We start from the raw sequence: 19,293 nt of genomic DNA, 5'->3' as shown, positions 1-19,293 counted from the left end.
GCGCGTCACAGGGCTCCTTCAGAGTGCCGACACCACGTCCCCGTGCTTGTGGCGAGCCCGCTCGTTGTGGAGTATGCGGCGGCCATCGCTGAGCAGCGTCTTGCGTAAGGGCGTGGCGACGCCGCTAGGTGGGCTGTCCTGGCACGTTGGTGACGGGCGACGCGCCCTGAGGGGCACTTGAACGAGGCGAGCGCCTCTGTGTTCGGTGGGACATCGTGGAAAGTTCCTTCGCCGCGGGCATCGGCCGCAGTCTCATCGACGAGGGGTTCTCGATGGACTGGGCGACGCTACAGCTCACGGACAAGCGCCGTCGCCGCTCGGTCACCGGAGTCACCGACGCACTGATCGGATTCCAGCACGGCCGCTGCCTCATCTGCGCTCAACCCATCACGTCAGGTGACAGCACCGCTGTCGACCATGTCTTCCCCTACTCCCTGATGCAGCGCTTCGGCGGCGTATCCGGCTGGGACGGACCGGACTTGGACGTCATCTGGAACCTCGCGCCCGCACACCAAGCGTGCAACAGCGCGAAGAGCGACCGGCTCCCCACCCCCGAAGAACTCCACCGGCTCGCCCAGCGCAACGAGGCGATCATGCACTCCCCCCACCCGCTCAGGAAAACCCTCCAGCTCAGCCTCCGCAGCATGCGGCACAGCGCCAACCCACCGGAGCACTGGCCGCACTTCCTGCGCCAGGTCCAAACCGCCTGCTGAGCACCGCCAGTGCCCGTCAAACCAACCCACGGGTCAGATGCCGCCCAGGCTGTCCGGCCTCCCGTGCCACCCAGGCCGGATACATCAACGACAAGAGCACCGCACTCGAGCGGCACGCAGGTAAGCCGTGCTCGTCGACCACCACGCCAAGCGCACACACAGCGGGGACATTATTCTCGCTCGCTTGGCACACTTTTTCCTCCGGCCAGGCCTCCGCAAACAGTCTTCCTACGGAGCTCCAGAGCCGGATACAGCGCTCACGCCCTGGGAGTGCCCTATCTGCCGGCAGACGCCAAGGGGCTTTACCGCCCCTTGGCGCAGGCCCCTGCGGCAGCCAAAGGCCCCACGTACGGACTGCCTGCGGAAACCTGCCCACAAGGATCACCGACAGCCTCTCTGCGCCTGTCGCATGGGGAGCACGACGCCGTGCTCCCACCCCGAAAGGGGGTCGGGAGCCGACAAGGGGTCCTTATGCCTCTCGATGCAGAGAGCATCCGGATCGATGGGGTGATCTCAGAGGCCTACGGTTGACGACGGCGCACAGTGGCGCCGCACCGCGCGGCAGATCGACCGGATCGGGTGACGGACGAATCGGACACCATTGACACGTCTGCGAGTTGGGAGCACGAGGGCTCCCAGAGGGCTCCCACTTGCTCCCAGCCCGGAAATGGTTAAGGCCGTCTCCGCTACCCGCGGAAACGGCCTCCGACCTGCGAAAACGCTGGTCGGGACGACAGGATTTGAACCTGCGACCCCTTGACCCCCAGCCGTGCGACCACTCTCCGCACATATCCGTAGCGCACCGTAGCTACCCACTCAGAGCCGTACACGTCGATTCGCGGCTTCACCAGACCGCAACACGCCCCTCGTCGCCGCTCCCCCACCGGGCAGGCTCAGGCGTCCGCACAAGTTGTCGCTGACACAATCCTCCACTCGGCGGGAAGCAAACAGCGATACTCCGCCCTTCCAGAGACCAACGCGACCACGCCTCCCCGCTCGGCAGTGCACGTATACACGAGTCAGTACCGTGGAGTGAAGCCAGTGCCGACGCTCGCCACAACACCGTATGCTGACCACCAGGATTCCACGACACCACCGGCGGAGGTAACAGTGACCACACCTGACGCAGGTCTTCCTGCCTACCCCCCGGCCCGCCCTCGCCTGTCCGTCGAGGAGCTCCTGGCGGCCAAGAACACCCAGCCGATCCGTTCCCTGGACGACCTCGTGGCGGACACCTTCGAGTCCGATCAGGAACTGGATGAGTTCCTTGCCTTCACCCACGCCGAGCGCCACCGCGACGTCGCCTGACAGCCACCACAATGCAACCAGTCATCCTCGACACCGATGTCGCGTCCCTGAGCCACAAGCGCAAGCTGAGTGGGCCATTGGCCACCCGGCTGATCGGCCGCAAGCCGCTGATCACCTTCGTCACTTTGGGGGAACTGACCAAGTGGACCGAAGTCCGGCACTGGGGCGCCCGCAGCCGCCAGGCACTGGCTGACTGGCTCTCCGACATCCCCGTCCTCCCTGGCGATGAACCTGTAGCCGCGACCTGGGGCCGCCTGTCAGCCGCCGGCATCCAGCGGGGGCGCCCACGCCCGGTCAATGACATGTGGATCGCGGCCTGCTGCCTCACCTACGACCTGCCACTCGCCACGTTGAACCTCAAGGACTACGAAGACTTCAAAGAGCACCACGGCCTGCGAATCCTTGGCGCCGAATAACGGACTCTGCCGGGCCGAGGCTGCTGGCCGGTGCTGCACGTGGCGGTGAGCCGAGTGACCCTGTCAGCCCTGGTGATGGCTTTGTCCTTGCCAGAAACCTCACGCCTTGGCGGCATCCTCCACGAATACAGACACGCCGCGTGACCTGCACGGATGAGGTATTCGGCAAGCACAGGGCCACCCAGCCTTCGAAGATGGCGAGCCCTCGATGACCGAGCATCTGCTGGTGGTCAATGGGATGACAGGGCTGCGGCGTGAGCGGCCCGCAACGAGGGCTTGTCGATCTTGCCGACAGCGTTCTTGGGGATGGCGTCGACCACGAGGAACGACGTCGGCCGCTTGTAGCCGCTGAGGTGTTGCGCAGTCAGCGCTTCCAGAGCCGCGGGGTGGACAGTCATACCAGGTCGCGGCTGGACGTAGGCGACTACCACCTCTCCCCACTTGTCGTCAGGCACACCGATGACGGCGGCCTCGAGGACAGACGGGTCAGCCGTGAGGACGTCCTCGATCTCCTTGGGGTAGATGTTTTCGCCACCACGGATGATCATGTCTTTCGATCGCCCGACCAGGGTCAGGTAGCCGTCCGCGTCCAGGTGGCCTACGTCGCCTGTGTACAGCCAGCCGTCCACGATCGTCTTCGCCGTGTCTTCCGGCCGACCGAGATAACCACGCATGACGTTGGGGCCGCGCACGATGAGCTCACCATTCATGCCGGTCGCCAGCTCGTTACCCTGCTCGTCGACGATCCGGAGCTCCTGCCCCGGGACGGCAACCCCCACGGTGCCTGCGCGGCGCGGACCCGCGACGGGGTTGACGGTGGAGAAGCAGGTTCCTTCGGACAGCCCGTAACCCTCGATGATGGGGAAGCCGTACCGAGCCTCGAATCGGATCGGCAACTCGGCGGAGGCGGGTGCTGCGCCGCACGTGCCGTAACGCAGCGAGGACGTGTCGGGTCGAACGTCGGCCGGCAGCGCCTCGAGCATGTTGTAGATCGTGGGCACGGCACTGAAGTAGGTGGGTCGCTCCCGCTCGACGAGATCGAAGAAGGTCTTGGGGTCGAACCGGTCGGTGATGAAGACACTGCCGCCTGCGACCAGCGGCATGAGCACGCTGATCACGATGGCGTTGACATGGAAGAGCGGCAGGATCAGCAAGCAGCGGTCGGTCGACCCGGACTCGATCGCCTGGCACCCCATCGTCGCCATCGCGTCGATGTTGGAGTGGTCGAGCATCACGCCCTTCGGTACGCCCGTCGTTCCGCTGGTGTAGATCAGGAGTGCCGGCGCGGTCGAGTCCAGTTGCGGCGTCGGACCCGACCCCATCGCCTCTCCGTACAGGTCGTCGACGGCCAGCGTGGCGACGCCTGCGGCGGTCGTGCCGTCCTCGACAACCAGCACGCGTGCGCCCGAGTCGTGGAGCTGCCGTGCGACCTCACCCTCGGTCAGGCTCGGATTGACCGGGGTGACAGTCGCCCCGAGCCGCCAGGCCGCGAACAGCAGAAGCACGAACTCGACGCGGTTCGTCAGCTTGAGCGCCACGACATCGCCAGTACCGATCCCAAGGTCCTGAAGGTGACGAGCAGCAGCCCGGACACGGGTCAGGAACTGGGCATTGGTGAGCGACTGACGCCCGTCGGCAACCGCGGGCCCATCCGGAGTGGATGCGGCGCGACGGTCGGGCAGAGAGGCGAAATTCATGGTGAGGTCACCTATCGTGGTGTGGCGCGTTTCAACGCGAAGGCAACAGCGCGGGCTTCGGGTGACAGGCTCGGTCACTCAGCAGCATCGCGCTTCGCGATCGCCTCGCCGGCGGAGAACTGGAGCGTCCAGACGTTGCCGTGGTGCGGGTACTTCGCCACCATGGTGGCCACCAGCTCTTCGACGTCCTTCGCGACCTCGGAGGCAGCCGCGAAGTCCTGGATGTAGGCGCGGGTCTGGGCGATCATGGTCTCGACCGCGTAGTCGTCGCCGTCGGGCCTGCGGTGTCCGGACACGATCATGCGCGGGCGGAGGCTCTCCACGGTGTCGACGGTCTCGAGCCAGTCCTGCCACTCATCGGGCGTCGACAGGCCGAGCATCGGGTGGATCTCGTTGTAGATGGAGTCACCGGCCACGACGACGTCGATCTCGGGGATGTGCACGATGCTGGTGGGGTGGATGTCGGCCTGCTTCACCTCGATGATGTGCAGGGGAGATCCGTCGACGTACAGCGTGCCGCCTTCGAGCGGCTCCGGAAGCGGCCCCGCCATGATGCAGGTGTCGCCGAACAGCATGCGCCACTGCTCGATCTGATGCTGCATGCTCTGCTTCATGGACTCGACCACGTGGGGCAGCGCCACGGCCTTCGCCTCCGGGAACCGCTCCAGGAGCGGTCCGAAGCCCAGGTAGTGATCAGCGTGATCGTGGGTGATGTAGATCGTCGTGAGCTTCTTGCCGGTGCGCTCGATCAGGTCACCGAGGTCGCGGACGTCGTCCTTGAGGTAGAGCGCGTCGATCAGGACCACCTCGGTGGCGCCGCTCACGAGCGTGGCCGTGGTGGGCGAGAAGGTGCCGTTCGGTACGCCGGGAAACTCCTCGGCGGGGACATTCGGCCAGCGACCGACGAAGACCGTGGCGCGGATGGGTGCGGCCGGCGAGGAGTGGGTGTCAGTGGTCACGAGGTACCTCCGGTTGCGGTGTTGTCGGCCGACGCGGCATTGCGCGCGTCGGCGGGCGAAGTCAGGTTATGAACGCACGCTCGGTGACTCATAGAACGAGTGCGCCGAGCGCTGGTATGCGAGCGCCACGTTGCTCTGAAGCACCACCGTGGCTGCTGGAGCGGTTGATACGGCTCACTGCAGGACAAGCAACCCCGCGGAGACAGCGGCAGCGCAGAGTGCCAGAGTGATCGCGACGGTCGGCGCGACGCGCCGTTCGCTCGGCAGGGAGCGGAAAAGTCTGGACAGCGTGATCATCGCTGCGACCGGTGGTGCGGCTCGCCAGAAATCGCGCAGGGCCCCGCGACCGGCAGCGGCGAGCGCGGTATCCGCATACGCCGTCATCCGCGTCAGTGCGCGTGTCGTCTGCCCCACATTCGTAGGCGAGGGTGCTCGGCCCGCGACGACGGCACGCAGCGCCTCCTCGAGCGGCTCCAGTCTGTTCGACCAATGTGCCCGGAACACGATGGTGCCTGAGGGGTCGATGATGTACGCCGAGCTGGGGCGCGTGCCGAACGCGCGGTGCACCGTGCCGTCGATGCCGTCGACGGCGATCTCGAAGCCGAAGCCGTGGTGGCCCTTGAGAGCGCGCGTTACGCATCTTCTCGTCGATCATGCGTGGCTGCGGAGTGTCGGCGCCAGGGTGTGCCTCACGAACGTTCACCACCACGAATCGGATCGCGTCACCGTACGTGCGATACAGGTCGAGCAGCCCCCGCCCCGCGCTCTCGGTTACCGGGCAGGTCAGTGAACCGAAGACGAGCAGGACGGGACGGCCGTCCGCGGCGATACTTTCGCTGCTGAAGCGGCCTGCGTCAGTTGTCGGCAGGTCGATGTGGGGAATCCTGTCCCCGGCTCCTAGGTCGCCCCCGGGATCCGCAGATCGCGCATGATGTCCGCGAAGGTCGGCCGGTCGATGCGGTAGCGGGTGCCCTCGCCGCGGGTGGTACGCGCTGTGGTCATCATGGGCTCCTCAGACGGATCCTCCGGAGATGGATGAGGTCCCGGGGCCCGCACGGTGGACAGGACCCCCACGGTGCCTCGGGACCTCGGTCAGGGGATCAGCCGGCCAGCTGCTCGTAGGGGACGGGCCGGTTCTCCTTGGCCCAGAGCTTCTCCATGTCCGACTCCGGCGGCGGAGGCACGAGACCCTGCGTGCGCCAGAGGTCCATGGGGGTCTCGTCGATGTGGACCTCCCAGTCGTAGCCGCGCTCCTTGACGAAGGGCGCGAGCTTCTCCTCGGCCACCGTCATCATCAGTGCGCGAACCTCTGCGGTGTCCATCTGCCGGGCGATGTGGTCCACGCGGATCCGTATGAAGTTGTTGTTCGCCTTACCACCGACGTACATGGTGTTCGCCGGCATTTCCTTGAACAGGACGACCACGTAGAACCGAGGCAGGTTCACGTAGTCCACGTATATCGAGGTGATCCTCTCGGACAGTTGTTCCTTGTCCTCCGGGGTGAAGGCGCTCTCGGGGGTGAAGATCTCCCAATACGGCATTGCGGCTCCTTGATGGATGGATCGGTGACGGAAGGTGCGGCTCGTCGATGCGGCTCAGGAGAGGGGGCTCAGCCCCGGAGGTGCTTGACGAAGTGGTCCCGTGCGGCTGCGGAGAGCTCGTCGAAGCCGGGGCCGCTGTAGAAGTCGAAGTGGCCGCCCTGCTTGACGATGATCTGCTTCGGCTCCCGGGCCTCCTCGTACGCGTCGAGGGCCAACTCGAACGGTGCCACCCTGTCGTTGTCAGCCACGATCATCAGGAGCGGGGTCGGCGCGATGCGGCTGATGAAGGTACCCGGGGCGTACTCGGTCACCATTTCCATGCTTCGAGCCGTCAGTTCGTTCTTCCAGTTGGGCGCCCGGTTCGCCGACGTCTTGCTGAACCACTCGTAGGCGTCGGCCGCGGGCATCACGGCCTGCGCCGTAGGGTCGGCCGCGACGACCGGGACCACAGCGGGCTCTCCGCCGGTGAACCGGTTGAGTCGGTCGCCCTCCTGGATCGCACGGAAGACTGGGATGAAGTCCGGCCGGATCGCCCGGCTCAGGGTGCGCGGACCCGTGATGAACGGCACCTGGGAGACGACGGCCTTCACCCTCTTGTCGATCGCCGCGACCATGAGGACGTGTCCACCGGAGAAGCTGGAGCCCCAGATGCCGATCTTCGACGCGTCCACCTCGGGGCGGGTGGTGGCGTAGGTGATCGCGTTCCGGAAATCCCGGTACTGCAGGACCGGGTCGACCTCCTGGCGGGGAGTTCCCTCACTGTCGCCGAAGTTCCGGTGATCGTAGGCAAGCACGTTGAGGCCGGCTTCGGAGAAGACCACGGCATAGTCGTCGAGGTGCATCTCCTTGACGCATGACAGCCCGTGCGCCAGTACCACGACCGGTGCCGGCGTGCTGGTGTTCCTGGCCGGATAGAACCAGCCCCGGAGGGTGACGCCGCCCTCGCCCTTGAACTCGATGTCTTCTCGATTCATGTGATCTTCCGATTCGCTTGCGATGGTCCGTCGGTCGTGTGGAGGTTCACTCGGAGTGATCCGACACTCGCGAGTAGTGGTGTCGGGCCCAGAATCCACGAATGCCTGTGAGGGCTCATAGAACGATCGCGCCGCGGGGTGGTACGCATGTGTCACGGCCTACGAGGAGACGGTCAGGCGCATCCGTGGGCTTCCCGGTAGTCGCCGGGCGACAGCGAGAACTCTCGACGGAACTCCCGTCCGAAGTGGCTGGCATCGCAGAAGCCCCACCGGTGCGCGATCGCGGCAATGCAGAGGTTCGTGTTCACCAGGTCGCCTCTGGCCGCTGCCAGGCGGTGCATGCGGATGACCGCCCCGACGGTGTCCCCAGTCGACGCGAAGGCCCGGTGGACCGTCCTCGGAGAAACGCTGTGGGCGGCAGCGAGGTCGGCGACTCTGATCGGTCCACCGGCGAGATGGTCGATGATCCAGTCTTCCAGCCGCCGTCGGAACAACTGCAGGAACTCGTCGTCGCCGACGTGGGGTCGACTCGCACGGATCATGCCGGCGATGAGGACCAGGAGGGCGTTGCGCGCTCCCTCGACCTCCGCCGCGGACATCTGCCCGATGTGACGGTCCATGCTCATGAGGAAGCCGTGGAGGAGGTTGGCCAAAGGGTTCTGAGCCGTGTCCAGGAGCAGGCAACCGGGTGCACCGCCCCCCGCGTCGAACGGGGACAGGGCGCTCATGGGCACCCGGACCGTTCGTTTGGCCAGGTGATCCGGGATGACGAACCGCCCGGTGGTGCGGGTGCTCATGATGAGAACCGTTCCTGGTCGCAGGATGACGGTTTCGTCAGAAGTCTCAATGATCTGTTGGCCGGCGTTGGCGGCGAGGAGCAGCAGCGCGTCATCGTCCTGACGCACTGTGTTTCTGCCTCGGGTCCCTTCGACCTGCGGGCACACCCAGTCGGTGATGCGAAGGTCTCCGAGGTCCAGCTCCTCAGCAGATCCGAAGCGCTTGCCCGGGCCTGTGAGCCGCAGGTCCATGGAGGCAAGGCGGTCGCGGACGGCGAGCCTCCAGCGCACGTCCAACTCTTCGGGTGTCAGCAGGCCGGCGGGGCCTAGCATGGATGGGGCGACAGTCACTTCGGCTCCAGCTCGATAGAAGCTGTCCTCTCGGTCGTGACTCGTAGTTTGCTTCGTCGAAACATTCCGGTACTTGCCCTGAGGCGACAAGGATTTGTCCTTGCGTGACACCGATCTTCCTGTCCGGTGCTCTGCCCTGCAGGGGCTGTCCGCGCTCGTCACCGAGATCGGCGGCTCGGGCCCCGAACTCCTCGCGGCATATGGCTTCGACGGGGCGAGGATCGCCGAGGGCAACTCGTTCGTCAGTCTCCGACTGGCCGAGCGCGTTCTCGAGGAAACGGCCGGCCGCTTCGCGCTTCCGGACCTCGGGTTGAGGATGGCGGCGCAGCAGGATCTGCATGTGCTGGGACCGCTGGCGATCGCCATGGAGAACTCACGCACGATCGGCGAGGCCGTCGAGTGCGCGAGCCGGTACCTGTTCGTCTACAGCCCGGCCCTCTCACTCGAGGAAACCGACGATCCGCTGGGGTGTCCCGGTGTGGTCGGCCTTCGCTACACAACCACGGGCATCAACGCATCACCACAGGCGATCGACTACGGCATCGGGATCGTCCACCGAGTCCTGACGCTGATCCACGGCGACGCACCCTACGGACTTCGTTCGGTCCTGCTTCCACACGCTCGCCTGGCACAGGAAAGCTCCTACCGGAAGTACTTCGGGGCCGAGGTCAGATTCGACTGTCCGAGCGCGGTCCTGCGCATCCCGAGCCAACTGTTCTCGACACCGGTCAGCGGCGGCGATGACCTGCTTCACGACATCGCGATGGACCATCTCGAAACGCACTTCGGCCACCAGCACCTGCCGATGTCGGACCTGGTCGCATCGATTCTCAGCGAACAGCTCGGATCCAGCGGTCCGGACCTGTCGAAAGTCGCGCGCCTGCTGAGTCTCCACCCGCGTTCACTGCAGCGGTCCCTGTCCAAGGAGGGCACGACCTTCTCCGGCGTCGTCGATCGTGTACGCAGGAGTCAGGCCCTGGACTTGATCACGACGACCGACCTGTCCTTCTCGCAGATCGCGGCCAGCCTGGGGATGCAGGAACAGTCCAGCCTCACTCGTGCGGTACGTCGGTGGTTCGACACGTCACCTTCCAGACTGCGACGCGAAGGACAGGAGCCGAAAGGTCAGTCCGCCCTCATCGACTGAGCGTGCTCCGCGAGCCCCGAGCCGTGCGGGTGCCGAAAAGTCCATCCGCGCAGGTGAAAGAACGGATCACGTTGTCTTGCCGATGGCGGGTGGGCGGTGTTCCGGCGCGTCGGCGTTGACCGACATAATGATCAGTTGTGTTACTGCGCCTGGCCTATCTGACGGTAACGAACGCCTTCGCCGCGCTACGGCTGCTGCCGCTGAGCGACCGGGACAAGGACGTGGAGATCCTGGCGCTGCGGCACCAACTCGCCGTGCTGGAGCGGCAGCTCGGCCCCCGGTTCGCGCCCGAGGACCGCACTTTCCTCGCTGCCTTGCTCCATCGCCTTCCCAAGCAGCGCCTCCGTCGGCTTCGACTGCTGGTGACGCCGGACACCGTACTTCGCTGGCACCGTGACCTGCTGCGCCGCAGGCACGCCGTGCGTTCACGCCCAAATCGCACGGGTCGGCCGCGAACGGTCCGGTCCATCCGGCTACTCGTGATCCGGCTGGCGAAGGAGAACCCGACCTGGGGGTATCGCCGGATACACGGCGAGCTCACAGGGCTCGGGATCAAGGTCGCAGCCTCGACGGTCTGGGAGATCCTGCGCGCCGCAGGAATCGACCCGGCGCCGCAGCGCACGGACGCGACATGGGCCGCTTTCTTGCGCTCACAGGCCGATGCCCTGCTGGCGTGCGACTTCTTCGAGACCGTCACCCTCACCGGCGCGAGACTATATGTGCTGACGGTGATCGAGCAGGCCAGCCGTCGCATCAGGGTCCTGGGCGCGACCGCGCACCCGACTGCGGCATGGGTTGCCCAGGCGGCGCGCAATGTGGTCATGGACCTGGAGGACGCCAGGTGCCGGGCACGGTTCCTGATCCGCGATCGGGACGGGAAGTACCCGCAGGTGTTCGACGCTATCCTCGCCGACGCGGGGATCCAGACCGTGCTCACCGGCGTAATGATGCCGCGGATGAACGCGGTGATGGAACGCTGGGTAGCGACCTGCCGACGCGAACTCCTCGACCGGACGCTGATCTGGAACCAGCGCCATCTCATCAACGTGCTACGCGAGTTCGAGATTCATTACAACACCCATCGCCCGCACCGCGCTCTCGGCCAGAGCTCACCTCTGGGATCACGGCCCACGCCGATCAACGATCCGGACCGGATCGTCCGACTGGACGTACGCCGACGCGACCGACTCCGCGGAACCCTCCACGAGTACCGACATGCAGCCTGACCAGCGTGGACATACTTTCCGGCACCCACAGGGTTTCTGAACGGCACAGGGTGCAGACCTGCAGACACGAGCTCCTGGACCGGACATTGATCTGGAACCAGCGCCACCTCCTCCATGCACTCCGGGAGTTCGAGCAGTTCTACAACACTCATCGGCCCCACCAGGGCATCGCGAACGCCCGGCCACTCCACCCGCTGCCCGCACCGATCACCGATCCGGGCCAAATCGCCGACCTCAACATACGAAGGCACGATCGCCTCGGCGGCATCCCACATGAATACCGACATGCCGCATGACCTGCATGGATGAAGTTCTCAGCAAGGACAGGGGCGGCCGATGGCCGCGGAGTCGGCCCGGTTCAGGGGCAGGGTCGGCCAGGCACGCCGTTCCTTGCGTGTCCGAAGCGCCATGCGCAGCAGCGGGAACGACCGTTCCTGCTCGGCGACGAGCAGGCCCCAGACCAGCGTGGCCTCCAGGGAGAAGGACTCCTTGCGCAGGAGCTCCAGGGTGAACGCGGATTCCGAGACCCCCGGGATGATCGCCTTCACCTGAGGCGGGAGGACGTCGCCCACCGGGTCGCGGCGCGGTGCCGGAAGGTTGTTGCTGCGCGCGTGAAGATGTACAGGAATCCTGTACATCTCGGTTGCTGGTGTGTCAGGGTGGCCGCGGTCTCATTGGCTCGCGGGTCGTGTCCGGCGGCTCGTCGGAAGGGAGTTGTCCATGCGGCGGTTAGGTTCGCGTTTGGCGAGGGCGGCGTTCGTCACGGCTGTCGTCGGGGGCCTGGTGTCTCCGGCCGGACCAGCTCAGGCCGACACGGGGTCGCAGAGCTTCAGCGGCACGCTGGCCGACGGCGCGACTTGGGTGGCCGATGTGCCGGCGAACTGGAACGGCACCATGATTCTGTACAGCCACGGATACTCCTCGATGGTGGCGCAGAACGCCCCGAACGCAGCGACCAAGAAGGACCTTCTCGCCGCGGGCTACGCGATGGTCGGGTCTTCCTACTCGGGCCCGTCGCTGTGGGCCCTGTCCTCCGCGGTGGACGACCAGTTCGGGTCCCTGGAGGCCATCGGGAAGATCGTCGGCGAGCCGCGTCGCACGATCGCGTGGGGGCAGTCGATGGGCGGCCTGGTCAGCGCGCTGGAGGCCCAGAAGGGCCACGGCCGGATCGACGGCACGCTGACCACCTGCGGCCTGGTGGCGGGAGCGCTGAACCTCAACAACTACCAACTCGCCGGCGAGTACGCGGCATCGCGTCTGTTGTCCTCGCAGCCGATCAAGCTGGTGAACTTCAAGAACGCCGACGAGGCGGGCGCAACGGTCGCTGCTCTCAACCAGGTCACCACCGACGCGCAGAAGACCGCGCAGGGGCGTGCCAGAGTCGCTCTTGCCGCCGCCCTCGTCAACATGCCGACCTGGTACACCGGCGCAGCCGCTCCCGGTCCCCGCGAATACGAGGCGCAGGAGGTTCAGCAGCAGCAGGCCCTCGTCGGCCCTGGCTGGAGCCGCTACGAGGGTGCTCGGCCGCAGATCGAGTTGGCCGCCGGCGGCAACAGCTCCTGGACCGCCGGCGTGGACTTCACCGCGGCCCTGGCGAGCAGCACGCACGCCGATCAGGTACGGGCTCTGTACCGGGCGGCGGGACTTGACCTGCGCGCGGACCTGGCGACCCTGACCCGGGACGCAGACATCCACGCCGAACCGAAGGCGGTGGCCACGCTGGCCCGCACGTCGATGGTGACAGGACACCTGGCCGTGCCCGAGCTGAACATCCACACCATCCATGACCAGTTGGTGCCGGTGGAGCAGGAGAACTGGTACGCCGGGCAGGTCAAGCGGGCCGGAAGCGGGAGTCTCCTCCGACAGGCGTACATCAACGGTACCGGCCACTGCGCGTTCCAGCCGGCCGAGACCATCGCGGCCCTGCACGCGCTGGAGCGCCGTCTGGACACCGGCCGTTGGGGCGACGTGGCGAGCCCGGCGAAACTGAACGCCGCGGCCGCCTCGCTGCACCTGGCCGACAGCACCGCCGCCCGCTACGTGCGCTTCACCGCGCCGCGTCTGGTCGGCGGACTGGGCGAGCCCGGGCGGTGACACTCCTTCCGAACCGGCCGCGGGTGGCGGGCGGACGCCAGCCCGCCCGCCACCCGTCCAGGGGCGGTCACTGCGGCGGCGTGCTGGACAGCGCGGAGCGACAGAGGGTGACGTAGCGGCGCAGATCCGTGTGTTGGTCCGTAGTGAGCGGGGAGAGCATCGCCGCCTCGACGGCCTCCACCTGCTCGCGCACCCGGTCGAGCAGCCCCTGCCCCGCGTCGGTCAGGCGCAGGACACGGCGGCGGCGGTCCTGCGGGTCGGGCACGCGGGAGACGAGGCCGCGTTCCTCGATCACGGCGACCATGTCCGCCGCGCTCTGATCGGTGACGAAGGAGTTGCGGGCGAGTTCCGCGGTGCTCAGATCCGAACGGCGCTCGAGGACGGTCAGGGCCGCGTACTGCGGCGGCGTGATCGACACCGGCCGCAGCACCTCGTCCAGCCGCGCTCGTACGGCCAGTTCCAACTGCTTGACCAGATACAGCATGGTCGGCCCCGCGGGGCCGCGGACCTCATCGGACACGGCAGACCTGTTCATGCGTCCCATCTTCCCCGAGGGAGAATCCGCCGTCGAAGTACGACGACGTTCGTAACCGCCGGTCAGGTCCACCCCGGAACAACTGCGGCCAGTCTTCACCTCAAGGAGACAGGCGCTTGGCTTGGCGCCTATCCTCGCTGAGTTCGAGGCTCCTCGATCGGTTCGGCGCGTTTGGCTGTCTTGCCGACGTCGTGGTGCCTGGCCCGCTGCTTGTTCTTCCAGCCGGCAGGCGGTCCTGACCTGGACGGTTTCGGTGCGGATGCCGGACGAGCAGGAGGCTGTCGCACAACCTCACCCTGACGGCGGTCAAGAGCGATTCCTTGTTCGGTTCCAACAGTTGTAAACGGCTTTTGCATCTTGGTTTGTGGGGCGGAACTTCCTGGTGTGCGACCTTGACCTCGATCTTGAGATGCCGCAGAACATACGGGAGTGGCTGCCACCCGTGCACTTGTGCTGGAAGGTGCTCGACGTCGTCGGAGCGCTCGATCTTTCGGCGGTCGAGGACAGTTACCGCGCCGACGGGCAAAGAGGGGCGGCCTATCCGCCGACAAGCCGCAGGTTTGCTGGGACGACGTGGGCTGCAGGGTCGTCACCGCGAACCGCCGAGTGGATCACTCCACCATCGCGCGATTCGTCCGACGTCACCGTGACGCCTTGAAGTCGCTGTTCGTGCAGGTGCTGGCGCTGTGCGGTCAGCGGAGCCTGGTTGATCTCTCGGCCGTGGCCGTGGACGGTTCGCCGATGGACGCCAACGCGTCCCGCGAAGGCAACCAGCGCCTGCACCGGCTTGAGGAGATCATCTCCTGGTGTGAAAACGAGATCAACGCGCTGATGGATGATGCGCTTGCTCACGAACGGCCCTGCAGCCAGTCGGCGAAGGTGTCCGCGGTGTGGTCGGGCAGGACGTCCACCGGACGGCGGGTGACCATGTCGATCAGGATCGTGCCGAATCGACGGCCCCGCCTGAATGCGAAATCGTTGACGCCCAGGACCTCCACCTCGGGGACCGGGGGCAGTTGCAGACGCCGGATCAGACGCAGGAGCGTGGAGCCGCTGATCGGCATGGACAAGCGGGTGGCGAGGCGTTCGCCGGCCTTCCCTCCCAGCGTCAATGGCACCTGTTCCAGGGCTTGTTAGAGTAAAATGGTCCGACGTCCGTAGCGGAAGGTGAGCCCTCTACTTGCTCGGCGAACGTCTTCTTGCCGCAGCCGCCGTTGTCGCAGAAGAAGCGACGGACTTCCAGATCAATCGCCGTCATCTGCCCGCCGATCGCCGCGTCGGCGAGTCTTCGTACGTACCGGCTGTGCACCCGTCCCGAGGACGTTCCGTACTCGGGACACCGAGTCCTCAGCGTTGTGCACCTGGCAGTGATGCGCAGTGTGCTGCTGACCCTGACCAATCGGTCGACGACCACGGTGGAGATCAACGACTTCAGAGGCCTTCCAGCAACCGGATCCGGCGGGCATAGACAGCGTCGACCGCGGCCAACGTGGCCACCGGTCGGCACCGCTCGAACATTGTGCTTGCCGAGAATGTCATCCGCCCTGGTGGGGGCGGTGCGCGCGGGGTACCGGAGGCGACCGGCGAAGTCACCAGAATAGGCGCTCTCGCGAGGCTGGCGCTCCCCGCGGCAAGATGATCGACCGTGCTGCTGCGACTGGCTTACCTCGGCGTGGCGAACGCGTTCGCGATGCTTCGCCTGCTGCCGATGACCGACCGGGGCAAGGACGCTGAGATCCTTGCCCTTCGCCACCAGATCACCCTGTTGGAACGTCAACTTGGCAAGAAACGGGTCCAGTTCAGGCCGAGCGATCGGGCGTTCCTGGCGGCGCTGTTGCACCGGCTGCCGCTGCCCGTCCTGCGACGGTTACGGCTGCTCGTACGCCCCGACACGGTGCTGCGTTGGCACCGTGACCTCGTCGCACGCCGCCATGCCGCCTCTTGCCGGCCCAAACGCCCGGGAAGACCGCGTACCGTGCGCTCGATCCGCATGCTGGTGCTGCGCCTGGCGAAGGAGAACCCGAGCTGGGGGTACAGGCGCCTGCACGGCGAGCTGCTCGTGCTGGGGTTGAAGGTTGGCGCGTCTACCGTCTGGGAGATCTTGAAGGAGGCCGGCATCAACCCGGCGCCCGAGCGGAACTCCAATACCTGGGCCGACTTCCTTCGCTCCCAGGCTGATGCGCTGCTGGCCTGCGACTTCATGGAGACAGTCACCCTGTCGGGGTTCGGATGTACGTGCTCGTGGCGATCGAACACGGCAGCCGCCGGATCCGCGTCCTGGGCACCACCGCACATCCGACCGCAAGCTGGGTAGCGCAAGCGGCGAAGAACCTCGCCATGGACCTCGAAGACCTCCGCTGCCGGGCACGATTCATGATCCGGGACCGGGACGGGAAGTTCCCCACCCTCTTCGACGCCATCCTCAAGGACGCAGGGATCGACGTCGTCCTCAGCGGCATCCAGATCCCAAGAATGAACTCGATCATCGAAAGGTGGATACAGACCTGCCGCCGCGAACTCCTGGACCGGACCTTGATCTGGAACCAGCAACATCTCCTCCACACCCTGCGCGAGTTCGAGGAGTTCTACAACGGACACCGACCACACCAAGGAATCGCCAACGCCAGACCGCTGCGCCCCCTGCCCCGCCGATCGACGATCCCGACGCGTTAGCCCGCCTCGACATACACCGACGCGATCGCCTCGGCGGCATCCTCCACGAGTACCGGAATGCGGCGTGACCTGCACGGATGAGGTTTTCGGCAAGGGCAGTGCTCTACGTCCGTTACACCCTCTCGGCCATCAACAACGCCCGCCTGGTCATCACCTCACCCAAGACCCGCAGCAGCAAGAACTGGGTCGCCATCTCCCCGCGCGTGGCAGCCGCTCTCACACGCCGTGCAGCCGAAGCCCCGCAGTCAGCATTGGCTGACCGCTCCGACGACCCGTTCACCGGACTGGTCTTCTGCCGGCCCGACGGCCGCCCGCTACGGCCTCAGACCGTCCTGGACCGCTTCCGCCGACGCGCCAAGGAAGCAGGGGTCCCCCGCATCACCCTGCACGACCTGCGACACCTCGCCGCCACCCTCTCCATCACCGCGGGCACTCCCCTCACCGTCGTCTCCAAAACCCTGCGGCACTGCACGCTCTCCACCACCGCGAACCTCTACAGCCACCTCACCCAGCAAGCCGCCCACGACGCCGTGGACGCCATCGACACCGCACTCGCCCAAGCCGACCCGGCCGCCGATTGCCATCCGCACTGGCCAGCCTGGCTGCGACCACGCCGCGACCACCCGAACAGGCCCCGGGCGCGTCTCACGCTGCCCTACTTCGCCGCCCCGACCGCCAGTTCACCGAGCGCCTCCACGCCTCAAGGCGTGCGTGCGACCACCATGCGACCACCACGCCGCACAACACGAAGAAGGCCGCCTTCCCATCTCTGGAAAAACGGCCTCCGACCTGCGAAAACGCTGGTCGGGACGACAGGATTTGAACCTGCGACCCCTTGACCCCCAGCCGCGTGGCAACTCTCCGCGACGATCCGTACCACTCTGCAGCAGTCCGTCGGGGGCCGTAAACGGCCGTACCAAGCAGGAGCGCGACGTCGTCAGTCACCACCCCCAGAGAACTCCCATACCGCCAGCACACTCCTATATTCTGGCCACTGCCGACCCTGGTACCCGAGATCACGAAGGAGGATGAGCTATGAGGCCAGCCACTGCCGCGAAGCTCCGCGCCAATGCCGCGACCATCCACCAGCTCGGGCGTCAGCACGGCTTGCACTCCTTCGCGCTCAGCACCGAACCGGGGGAACTCGTGGCAACCCTGGACGCCAACCGCTCCTATTTCGACATCACAAGCTTCGAAACAGACCTGTCCACCATCCTCGGCGCCCTCGTGCAAGTCGTCCCCCGAGGCCCCGGCGTGGACATCGACGAAACCGAACCTCTGAACGATCTGCGCGGGGCAGCGTGACCACACGCACCGATCGAGAGCGCCAGGAACTGCTACGCCTGACCGACGCAACGGCAGCGCTCGACCAGGCCCGCTCAATCATCCGCAACGGAACACCGAAGCCAGGCGACCAGAGCCTCCTCGCCCTGGCCTATTGCATGCTCACCTTCGGCGAAATGCTGAAACAGGCATCTCACGGCCTTGTCACACAGGCATACAGCGGCCCCATCGCACTGCGCGACAAACTCGCTCACCTACCGCACCGCAAGCTCAACGCAGAAGTACTCGCCGCCTCCGTCGAACGAGCCACCGCCGAGATCCTCCCCCTGATACAAGCCCGCATCCAGGACCTCAACAACACCAGCGCCTGAGAGAACCTCAGTTCACAGCTGAGCATTCAGCCGCGGGTCCCCCGTGGGCGACTCGCCACTCCTGCCGAAGCTGCCTGACCTGCGCGGATGAGGTTTTCGGCAAGGGCAGGGCGCCTCCACTGTCTGGGAGATCTTGAAGGACGCAGGCATCGACCCGGCGCCCGAGCGGAACTCCAGTACCTGGGCCAACTTCCTTCGCAACCAGGCTGATGCCCTGCTGGCCTGTGACTTCATGGAAACAGTCACCCTGTCGGGGATACAGATATACGTGCTCGTGGCGATCGAACACGGCAGTCGCCGGATCCGCGTCCTGGGCGCCACCGCGCACCCGAGCGCATCCTGGGTAGCGCAAGCGGCGAAGAACCTCGTCATGGACCTCGAAGACCTCCGCTGCCGCGCACGGTTCACGAGCCGGGACCGGGACGGCAAGTTCCCCGACCTCTTCGATGCCGTCCTCAAGGACGCAGGAATCGACGTCGTCCTCAGCGGCATCCAGATGCCACGAATGAACTCGATCACGGAGCGCTGGATACAGACCTGTCGCCGCGAGCTCCTGGACCGGACATTGATCTGGAACCAGCGACATCTCCTCAACACCCTGCGCGAGTTCGAGCAGTTCTACAACACACACCGCCCACACCAGGGCATCGCAAACGCCAGACCGCTCCACCCCTTGCCCCCACCGATCAACGATCCCGACACAATAGCCCGCCTCGACATACGCCGACGCGATCGCCTCGGCGGCACCCTCCACGCATACCAACATGCGGCGTGACCTGCACGGATGAGGTTCCCGGCAAGGGCACACCCCCGCTGGCCCGCCTGGCTGCGACCACACCGCGACCACCCGAACAGGCCCCGGGCACGCCTCACGTTGCCCTACTCGGCCGCCCCGGCCGCCAGTTCACCCGGCACCTCCAAACCCCAAGGCGTGCGTGCGAACACCATGCGACCACCACGCCGCAAAACACGAAGAAGGCCGCCTCTCCATCTCTGGAAAAACGGCCTCCGACCTGCGAAAACGCTGGTCGGGACGACAGGATTTGAACCTGCGACCCCTTGACCCAGAGCGCGGACTCTCCGCAGTGCTTCGTGCCACGCTGCAGCCGCCAGTACGATCCAGCACGGAGCGGTATACCTCCATCCGCGAGGGAAGTACCGACATCCGCGAGGGAGTACCGAACGGACGTGACAGTCACCGGCAGTAAGCCCAATAGCCAGCCGCCGT

20 protein-coding genes and 3 pseudogenes are annotated in these 19,293 nt (G+C 66.1%); 12 read left to right on the top strand and 11 right to left on the bottom strand.

Annotation, left to right across the window (positions count from 1 at the left end):
• The first annotated feature begins 215 nt into the window (after positions 1 to 215).
• From ACZ6CL_RS16630 to ACZ6CL_RS16620, 3 genes are all read left to right on the top strand, one after another.
• Positions 216 to 713 carry an HNH endonuclease gene (locus ACZ6CL_RS16630; protein WP_468936654.1) on the top strand — a complete coding sequence of 166 codons (498 nt, stop codon included), beginning with the start codon at positions 216 to 218 and terminating at the stop codon, positions 711 to 713.
• 1,110 nt (positions 714 to 1,823) lie between these two features.
• A complete protein-coding gene (locus tag ACZ6CL_RS16625) occupies positions 1,824 to 2,021 on the top strand; it encodes a hypothetical protein (protein ID WP_468936651.1) in 198 nt (65 codons plus the stop codon).
• Between the two features lie 11 nt (positions 2,022 to 2,032).
• Positions 2,033 to 2,437, top strand: a complete 405-nt coding sequence (locus tag ACZ6CL_RS16620) for a PIN domain-containing protein (protein ID WP_468936648.1) — start codon at positions 2,033 to 2,035, stop codon at positions 2,435 to 2,437.
• 230 nt (positions 2,438 to 2,667) lie between these two features.
• Here the strand turns inward: ACZ6CL_RS16620 and ACZ6CL_RS16615 are convergent, their stop codons facing one another.
• The 6 genes from ACZ6CL_RS16615 to ACZ6CL_RS16590 all read right to left on the bottom strand — a co-directional run bounded on the left by ACZ6CL_RS16615 (position 2,668) and on the right by ACZ6CL_RS16590 (position 8,735).
• A complete protein-coding gene (locus tag ACZ6CL_RS16615) occupies positions 2,668 to 4,134 on the bottom strand; it encodes a class I adenylate-forming enzyme family protein (protein ID WP_468936645.1) in 1,467 nt (488 codons plus the stop codon).
• 74 nt (positions 4,135 to 4,208) lie between these two features.
• On the bottom strand, positions 4,209 to 5,093 hold the full coding sequence (locus tag ACZ6CL_RS16610; protein WP_468936643.1) for an MBL fold metallo-hydrolase: 885 nt from the start codon (positions 5,091 to 5,093) through the stop codon (positions 4,209 to 4,211).
• A 174-nt stretch (positions 5,094 to 5,267) separates the two neighbouring features.
• Complete coding sequence (locus ACZ6CL_RS16605; protein ID WP_274245463.1) at positions 5,268 to 5,660, bottom strand: hypothetical protein; 393 nt, start codon at positions 5,658 to 5,660, stop codon at positions 5,268 to 5,270.
• A gap of 533 nt (positions 5,661 to 6,193) precedes the next feature.
• Positions 6,194 to 6,634, bottom strand: a complete 441-nt coding sequence (locus tag ACZ6CL_RS16600; protein ID WP_468936639.1) for a tautomerase family protein — start codon at positions 6,632 to 6,634, stop codon at positions 6,194 to 6,196.
• A 68-nt stretch (positions 6,635 to 6,702) separates the two neighbouring features.
• Complete coding sequence (locus ACZ6CL_RS16595) at positions 6,703 to 7,608, bottom strand: alpha/beta hydrolase (RefSeq protein ID WP_468936636.1); 906 nt, start codon at positions 7,606 to 7,608, stop codon at positions 6,703 to 6,705.
• A gap of 173 nt (positions 7,609 to 7,781) precedes the next feature.
• Complete coding sequence (locus tag ACZ6CL_RS16590) at positions 7,782 to 8,735, bottom strand: AraC family transcriptional regulator (RefSeq protein WP_468936634.1); 954 nt, start codon at positions 8,733 to 8,735, stop codon at positions 7,782 to 7,784.
• Positions 8,736 to 8,835: 100 nt separating this feature from the next.
• Here ACZ6CL_RS16590 and ACZ6CL_RS16585 point away from each other — a divergent pair, with 100 nt between their 5' ends.
• From ACZ6CL_RS16585 to ACZ6CL_RS16575, 3 genes and pseudogenes are all read left to right on the top strand, one after another.
• Positions 8,836 to 9,882: an AraC family transcriptional regulator gene (locus ACZ6CL_RS16585; protein ID WP_468936631.1), complete on the top strand. Its 1,047-nt coding sequence runs from the start codon at positions 8,836 to 8,838 to the stop codon at positions 9,880 to 9,882.
• Between the two features lie 137 nt (positions 9,883 to 10,019).
• The gene (locus ACZ6CL_RS16580; protein ID WP_468936629.1) at positions 10,020 to 11,108 is read left to right on the top strand and encodes an integrase core domain-containing protein; all 1,089 of its coding nucleotides are present in this window, start codon (positions 10,020 to 10,022) and stop codon (positions 11,106 to 11,108) included.
• A 50-nt stretch (positions 11,109 to 11,158) separates the two neighbouring features.
• Positions 11,159 to 11,404 (top strand): annotated as a pseudogene (locus ACZ6CL_RS16575) (integrase core domain-containing protein); the annotation flags it as partial.
• 18 nt (positions 11,405 to 11,422) lie between these two features.
• On the opposite strand, the gene ACZ6CL_RS16570 reads toward ACZ6CL_RS16575, so the two are convergent.
• Positions 11,423 to 11,746, bottom strand: a complete 324-nt coding sequence (locus ACZ6CL_RS16570; RefSeq protein ID WP_468936627.1) for a hypothetical protein — start codon at positions 11,744 to 11,746, stop codon at positions 11,423 to 11,425.
• An 82-nt stretch (positions 11,747 to 11,828) separates the two neighbouring features.
• Here ACZ6CL_RS16570 and ACZ6CL_RS16565 point away from each other — a divergent pair, with 82 nt between their 5' ends.
• Positions 11,829 to 13,202, top strand: coding sequence for an alpha/beta hydrolase family protein (locus tag ACZ6CL_RS16565; RefSeq protein ID WP_468936625.1), 1,374 nt, complete (start codon positions 11,829 to 11,831; stop codon positions 13,200 to 13,202).
• A gap of 67 nt (positions 13,203 to 13,269) precedes the next feature.
• Here ACZ6CL_RS16565 and ACZ6CL_RS16560 read toward each other — a convergent pair whose 3' ends face one another.
• From ACZ6CL_RS16560 to ACZ6CL_RS16545, 4 genes are all read right to left on the bottom strand, one after another.
• Positions 13,270 to 13,737 carry a MarR family winged helix-turn-helix transcriptional regulator gene (locus ACZ6CL_RS16560; protein ID WP_468936622.1) on the bottom strand — a complete coding sequence of 156 codons (468 nt, stop codon included), beginning with the start codon at positions 13,735 to 13,737 and terminating at the stop codon, positions 13,270 to 13,272.
• 537 nt (positions 13,738 to 14,274) lie between these two features.
• Positions 14,275 to 14,589, bottom strand: a complete 315-nt coding sequence (locus ACZ6CL_RS16555; protein ID WP_468936620.1) for a hypothetical protein — start codon at positions 14,587 to 14,589, stop codon at positions 14,275 to 14,277.
• The gene (locus tag ACZ6CL_RS16550; RefSeq protein ID WP_468936618.1) at positions 14,586 to 14,801 is read right to left on the bottom strand and encodes a hypothetical protein; all 216 of its coding nucleotides are present in this window, start codon (positions 14,799 to 14,801) and stop codon (positions 14,586 to 14,588) included. Before ACZ6CL_RS16550 ends, ACZ6CL_RS16555 begins: the two co-directional genes overlap by 4 nt.
• A 44-nt stretch (positions 14,802 to 14,845) precedes the next feature.
• Positions 14,846 to 15,151 (bottom strand): transposase family protein, encoded by a 306-nt coding sequence (locus tag ACZ6CL_RS16545; protein ID WP_468936825.1) that lies wholly within the window; start codon positions 15,149 to 15,151, stop codon positions 14,846 to 14,848.
• Positions 15,152 to 15,382: 231 nt separating this feature from the next.
• Between ACZ6CL_RS16545 and ACZ6CL_RS16540 the strand changes: the two are divergent.
• From ACZ6CL_RS16540 to ACZ6CL_RS16520, 5 genes and pseudogenes are all read left to right on the top strand, one after another.
• A pseudogene (locus ACZ6CL_RS16540) lies at positions 15,383 to 16,478 on the top strand (integrase core domain-containing protein).
• A 30-nt stretch (positions 16,479 to 16,508) separates the two neighbouring features.
• Positions 16,509 to 17,249, top strand: a complete 741-nt coding sequence (locus ACZ6CL_RS16535) for a tyrosine-type recombinase/integrase (protein ID WP_468936615.1) — start codon at positions 16,509 to 16,511, stop codon at positions 17,247 to 17,249.
• Positions 17,250 to 17,445: 196 nt separating this feature from the next.
• Entirely contained in the window at positions 17,446 to 17,715 is a 270-nt protein-coding gene (locus tag ACZ6CL_RS16530; protein ID WP_468936613.1) for a hypothetical protein, read from the top strand.
• Positions 17,712 to 18,065 carry a hypothetical protein gene (locus tag ACZ6CL_RS16525; protein ID WP_468936610.1) on the top strand — a complete coding sequence of 118 codons (354 nt, stop codon included), beginning with the start codon at positions 17,712 to 17,714 and terminating at the stop codon, positions 18,063 to 18,065. The genes ACZ6CL_RS16530 and ACZ6CL_RS16525 overlap by 4 nt, the downstream gene beginning before the upstream one ends.
• Positions 18,066 to 18,177: 112 nt before the next feature.
• Positions 18,178 to 18,840 (top strand): annotated as a pseudogene (locus tag ACZ6CL_RS16520) (integrase core domain-containing protein); the annotation flags it as partial.
• Between the last annotated feature and the right edge of the window lie 453 nt (positions 18,841 to 19,293).

The organism is Streptomyces sp. NPDC041200 (assembly GCF_055591805.1).
This window is presented reverse-complemented; position numbering and strand designations above follow the sequence as displayed.

What these genes read in the sequence shown, in the direction of transcription:
- ACZ6CL_RS16620 (WP_468936648.1), top strand. Translation starts at nt 2,033, where the DNA reads ATGCAACCAGTCATCCTCGACACCGATGTCGCGTCCCTGAGCCACAAG.
- ACZ6CL_RS16615 (WP_468936645.1), bottom strand. Translation starts at nt 4,134, where the DNA reads ATGAATTTCGCCTCTCTGCCCGACCGTCGCGCCGCATCCACTCCGGAT.
- ACZ6CL_RS16600 (WP_468936639.1), bottom strand. Translation starts at nt 6,634, where the DNA reads ATGCCGTATTGGGAGATCTTCACCCCCGAGAGCGCCTTCACCCCGGAG.
- ACZ6CL_RS16595 (WP_468936636.1), bottom strand. Translation starts at nt 7,608, where the DNA reads ATGAATCGAGAAGACATCGAGTTCAAGGGCGAGGGCGGCGTCACCCTC.
- ACZ6CL_RS16570 (WP_468936627.1), bottom strand. Translation starts at nt 11,746, where the DNA reads ATGTACAGGATTCCTGTACATCTTCACGCGCGCAGCAACAACCTTCCG.
- ACZ6CL_RS16565 (WP_468936625.1), top strand. Translation starts at nt 11,829, where the DNA reads ATGCGGCGGTTAGGTTCGCGTTTGGCGAGGGCGGCGTTCGTCACGGCT.
- ACZ6CL_RS16560 (WP_468936622.1), bottom strand. Translation starts at nt 13,737, where the DNA reads ATGAACAGGTCTGCCGTGTCCGATGAGGTCCGCGGCCCCGCGGGGCCG.
- ACZ6CL_RS16550 (WP_468936618.1), bottom strand. Translation starts at nt 14,801, where the DNA reads ATGCCGATCAGCGGCTCCACGCTCCTGCGTCTGATCCGGCGTCTGCAA.
- ACZ6CL_RS16530 (WP_468936613.1), top strand. Translation starts at nt 17,446, where the DNA reads ATGAGGCCAGCCACTGCCGCGAAGCTCCGCGCCAATGCCGCGACCATC.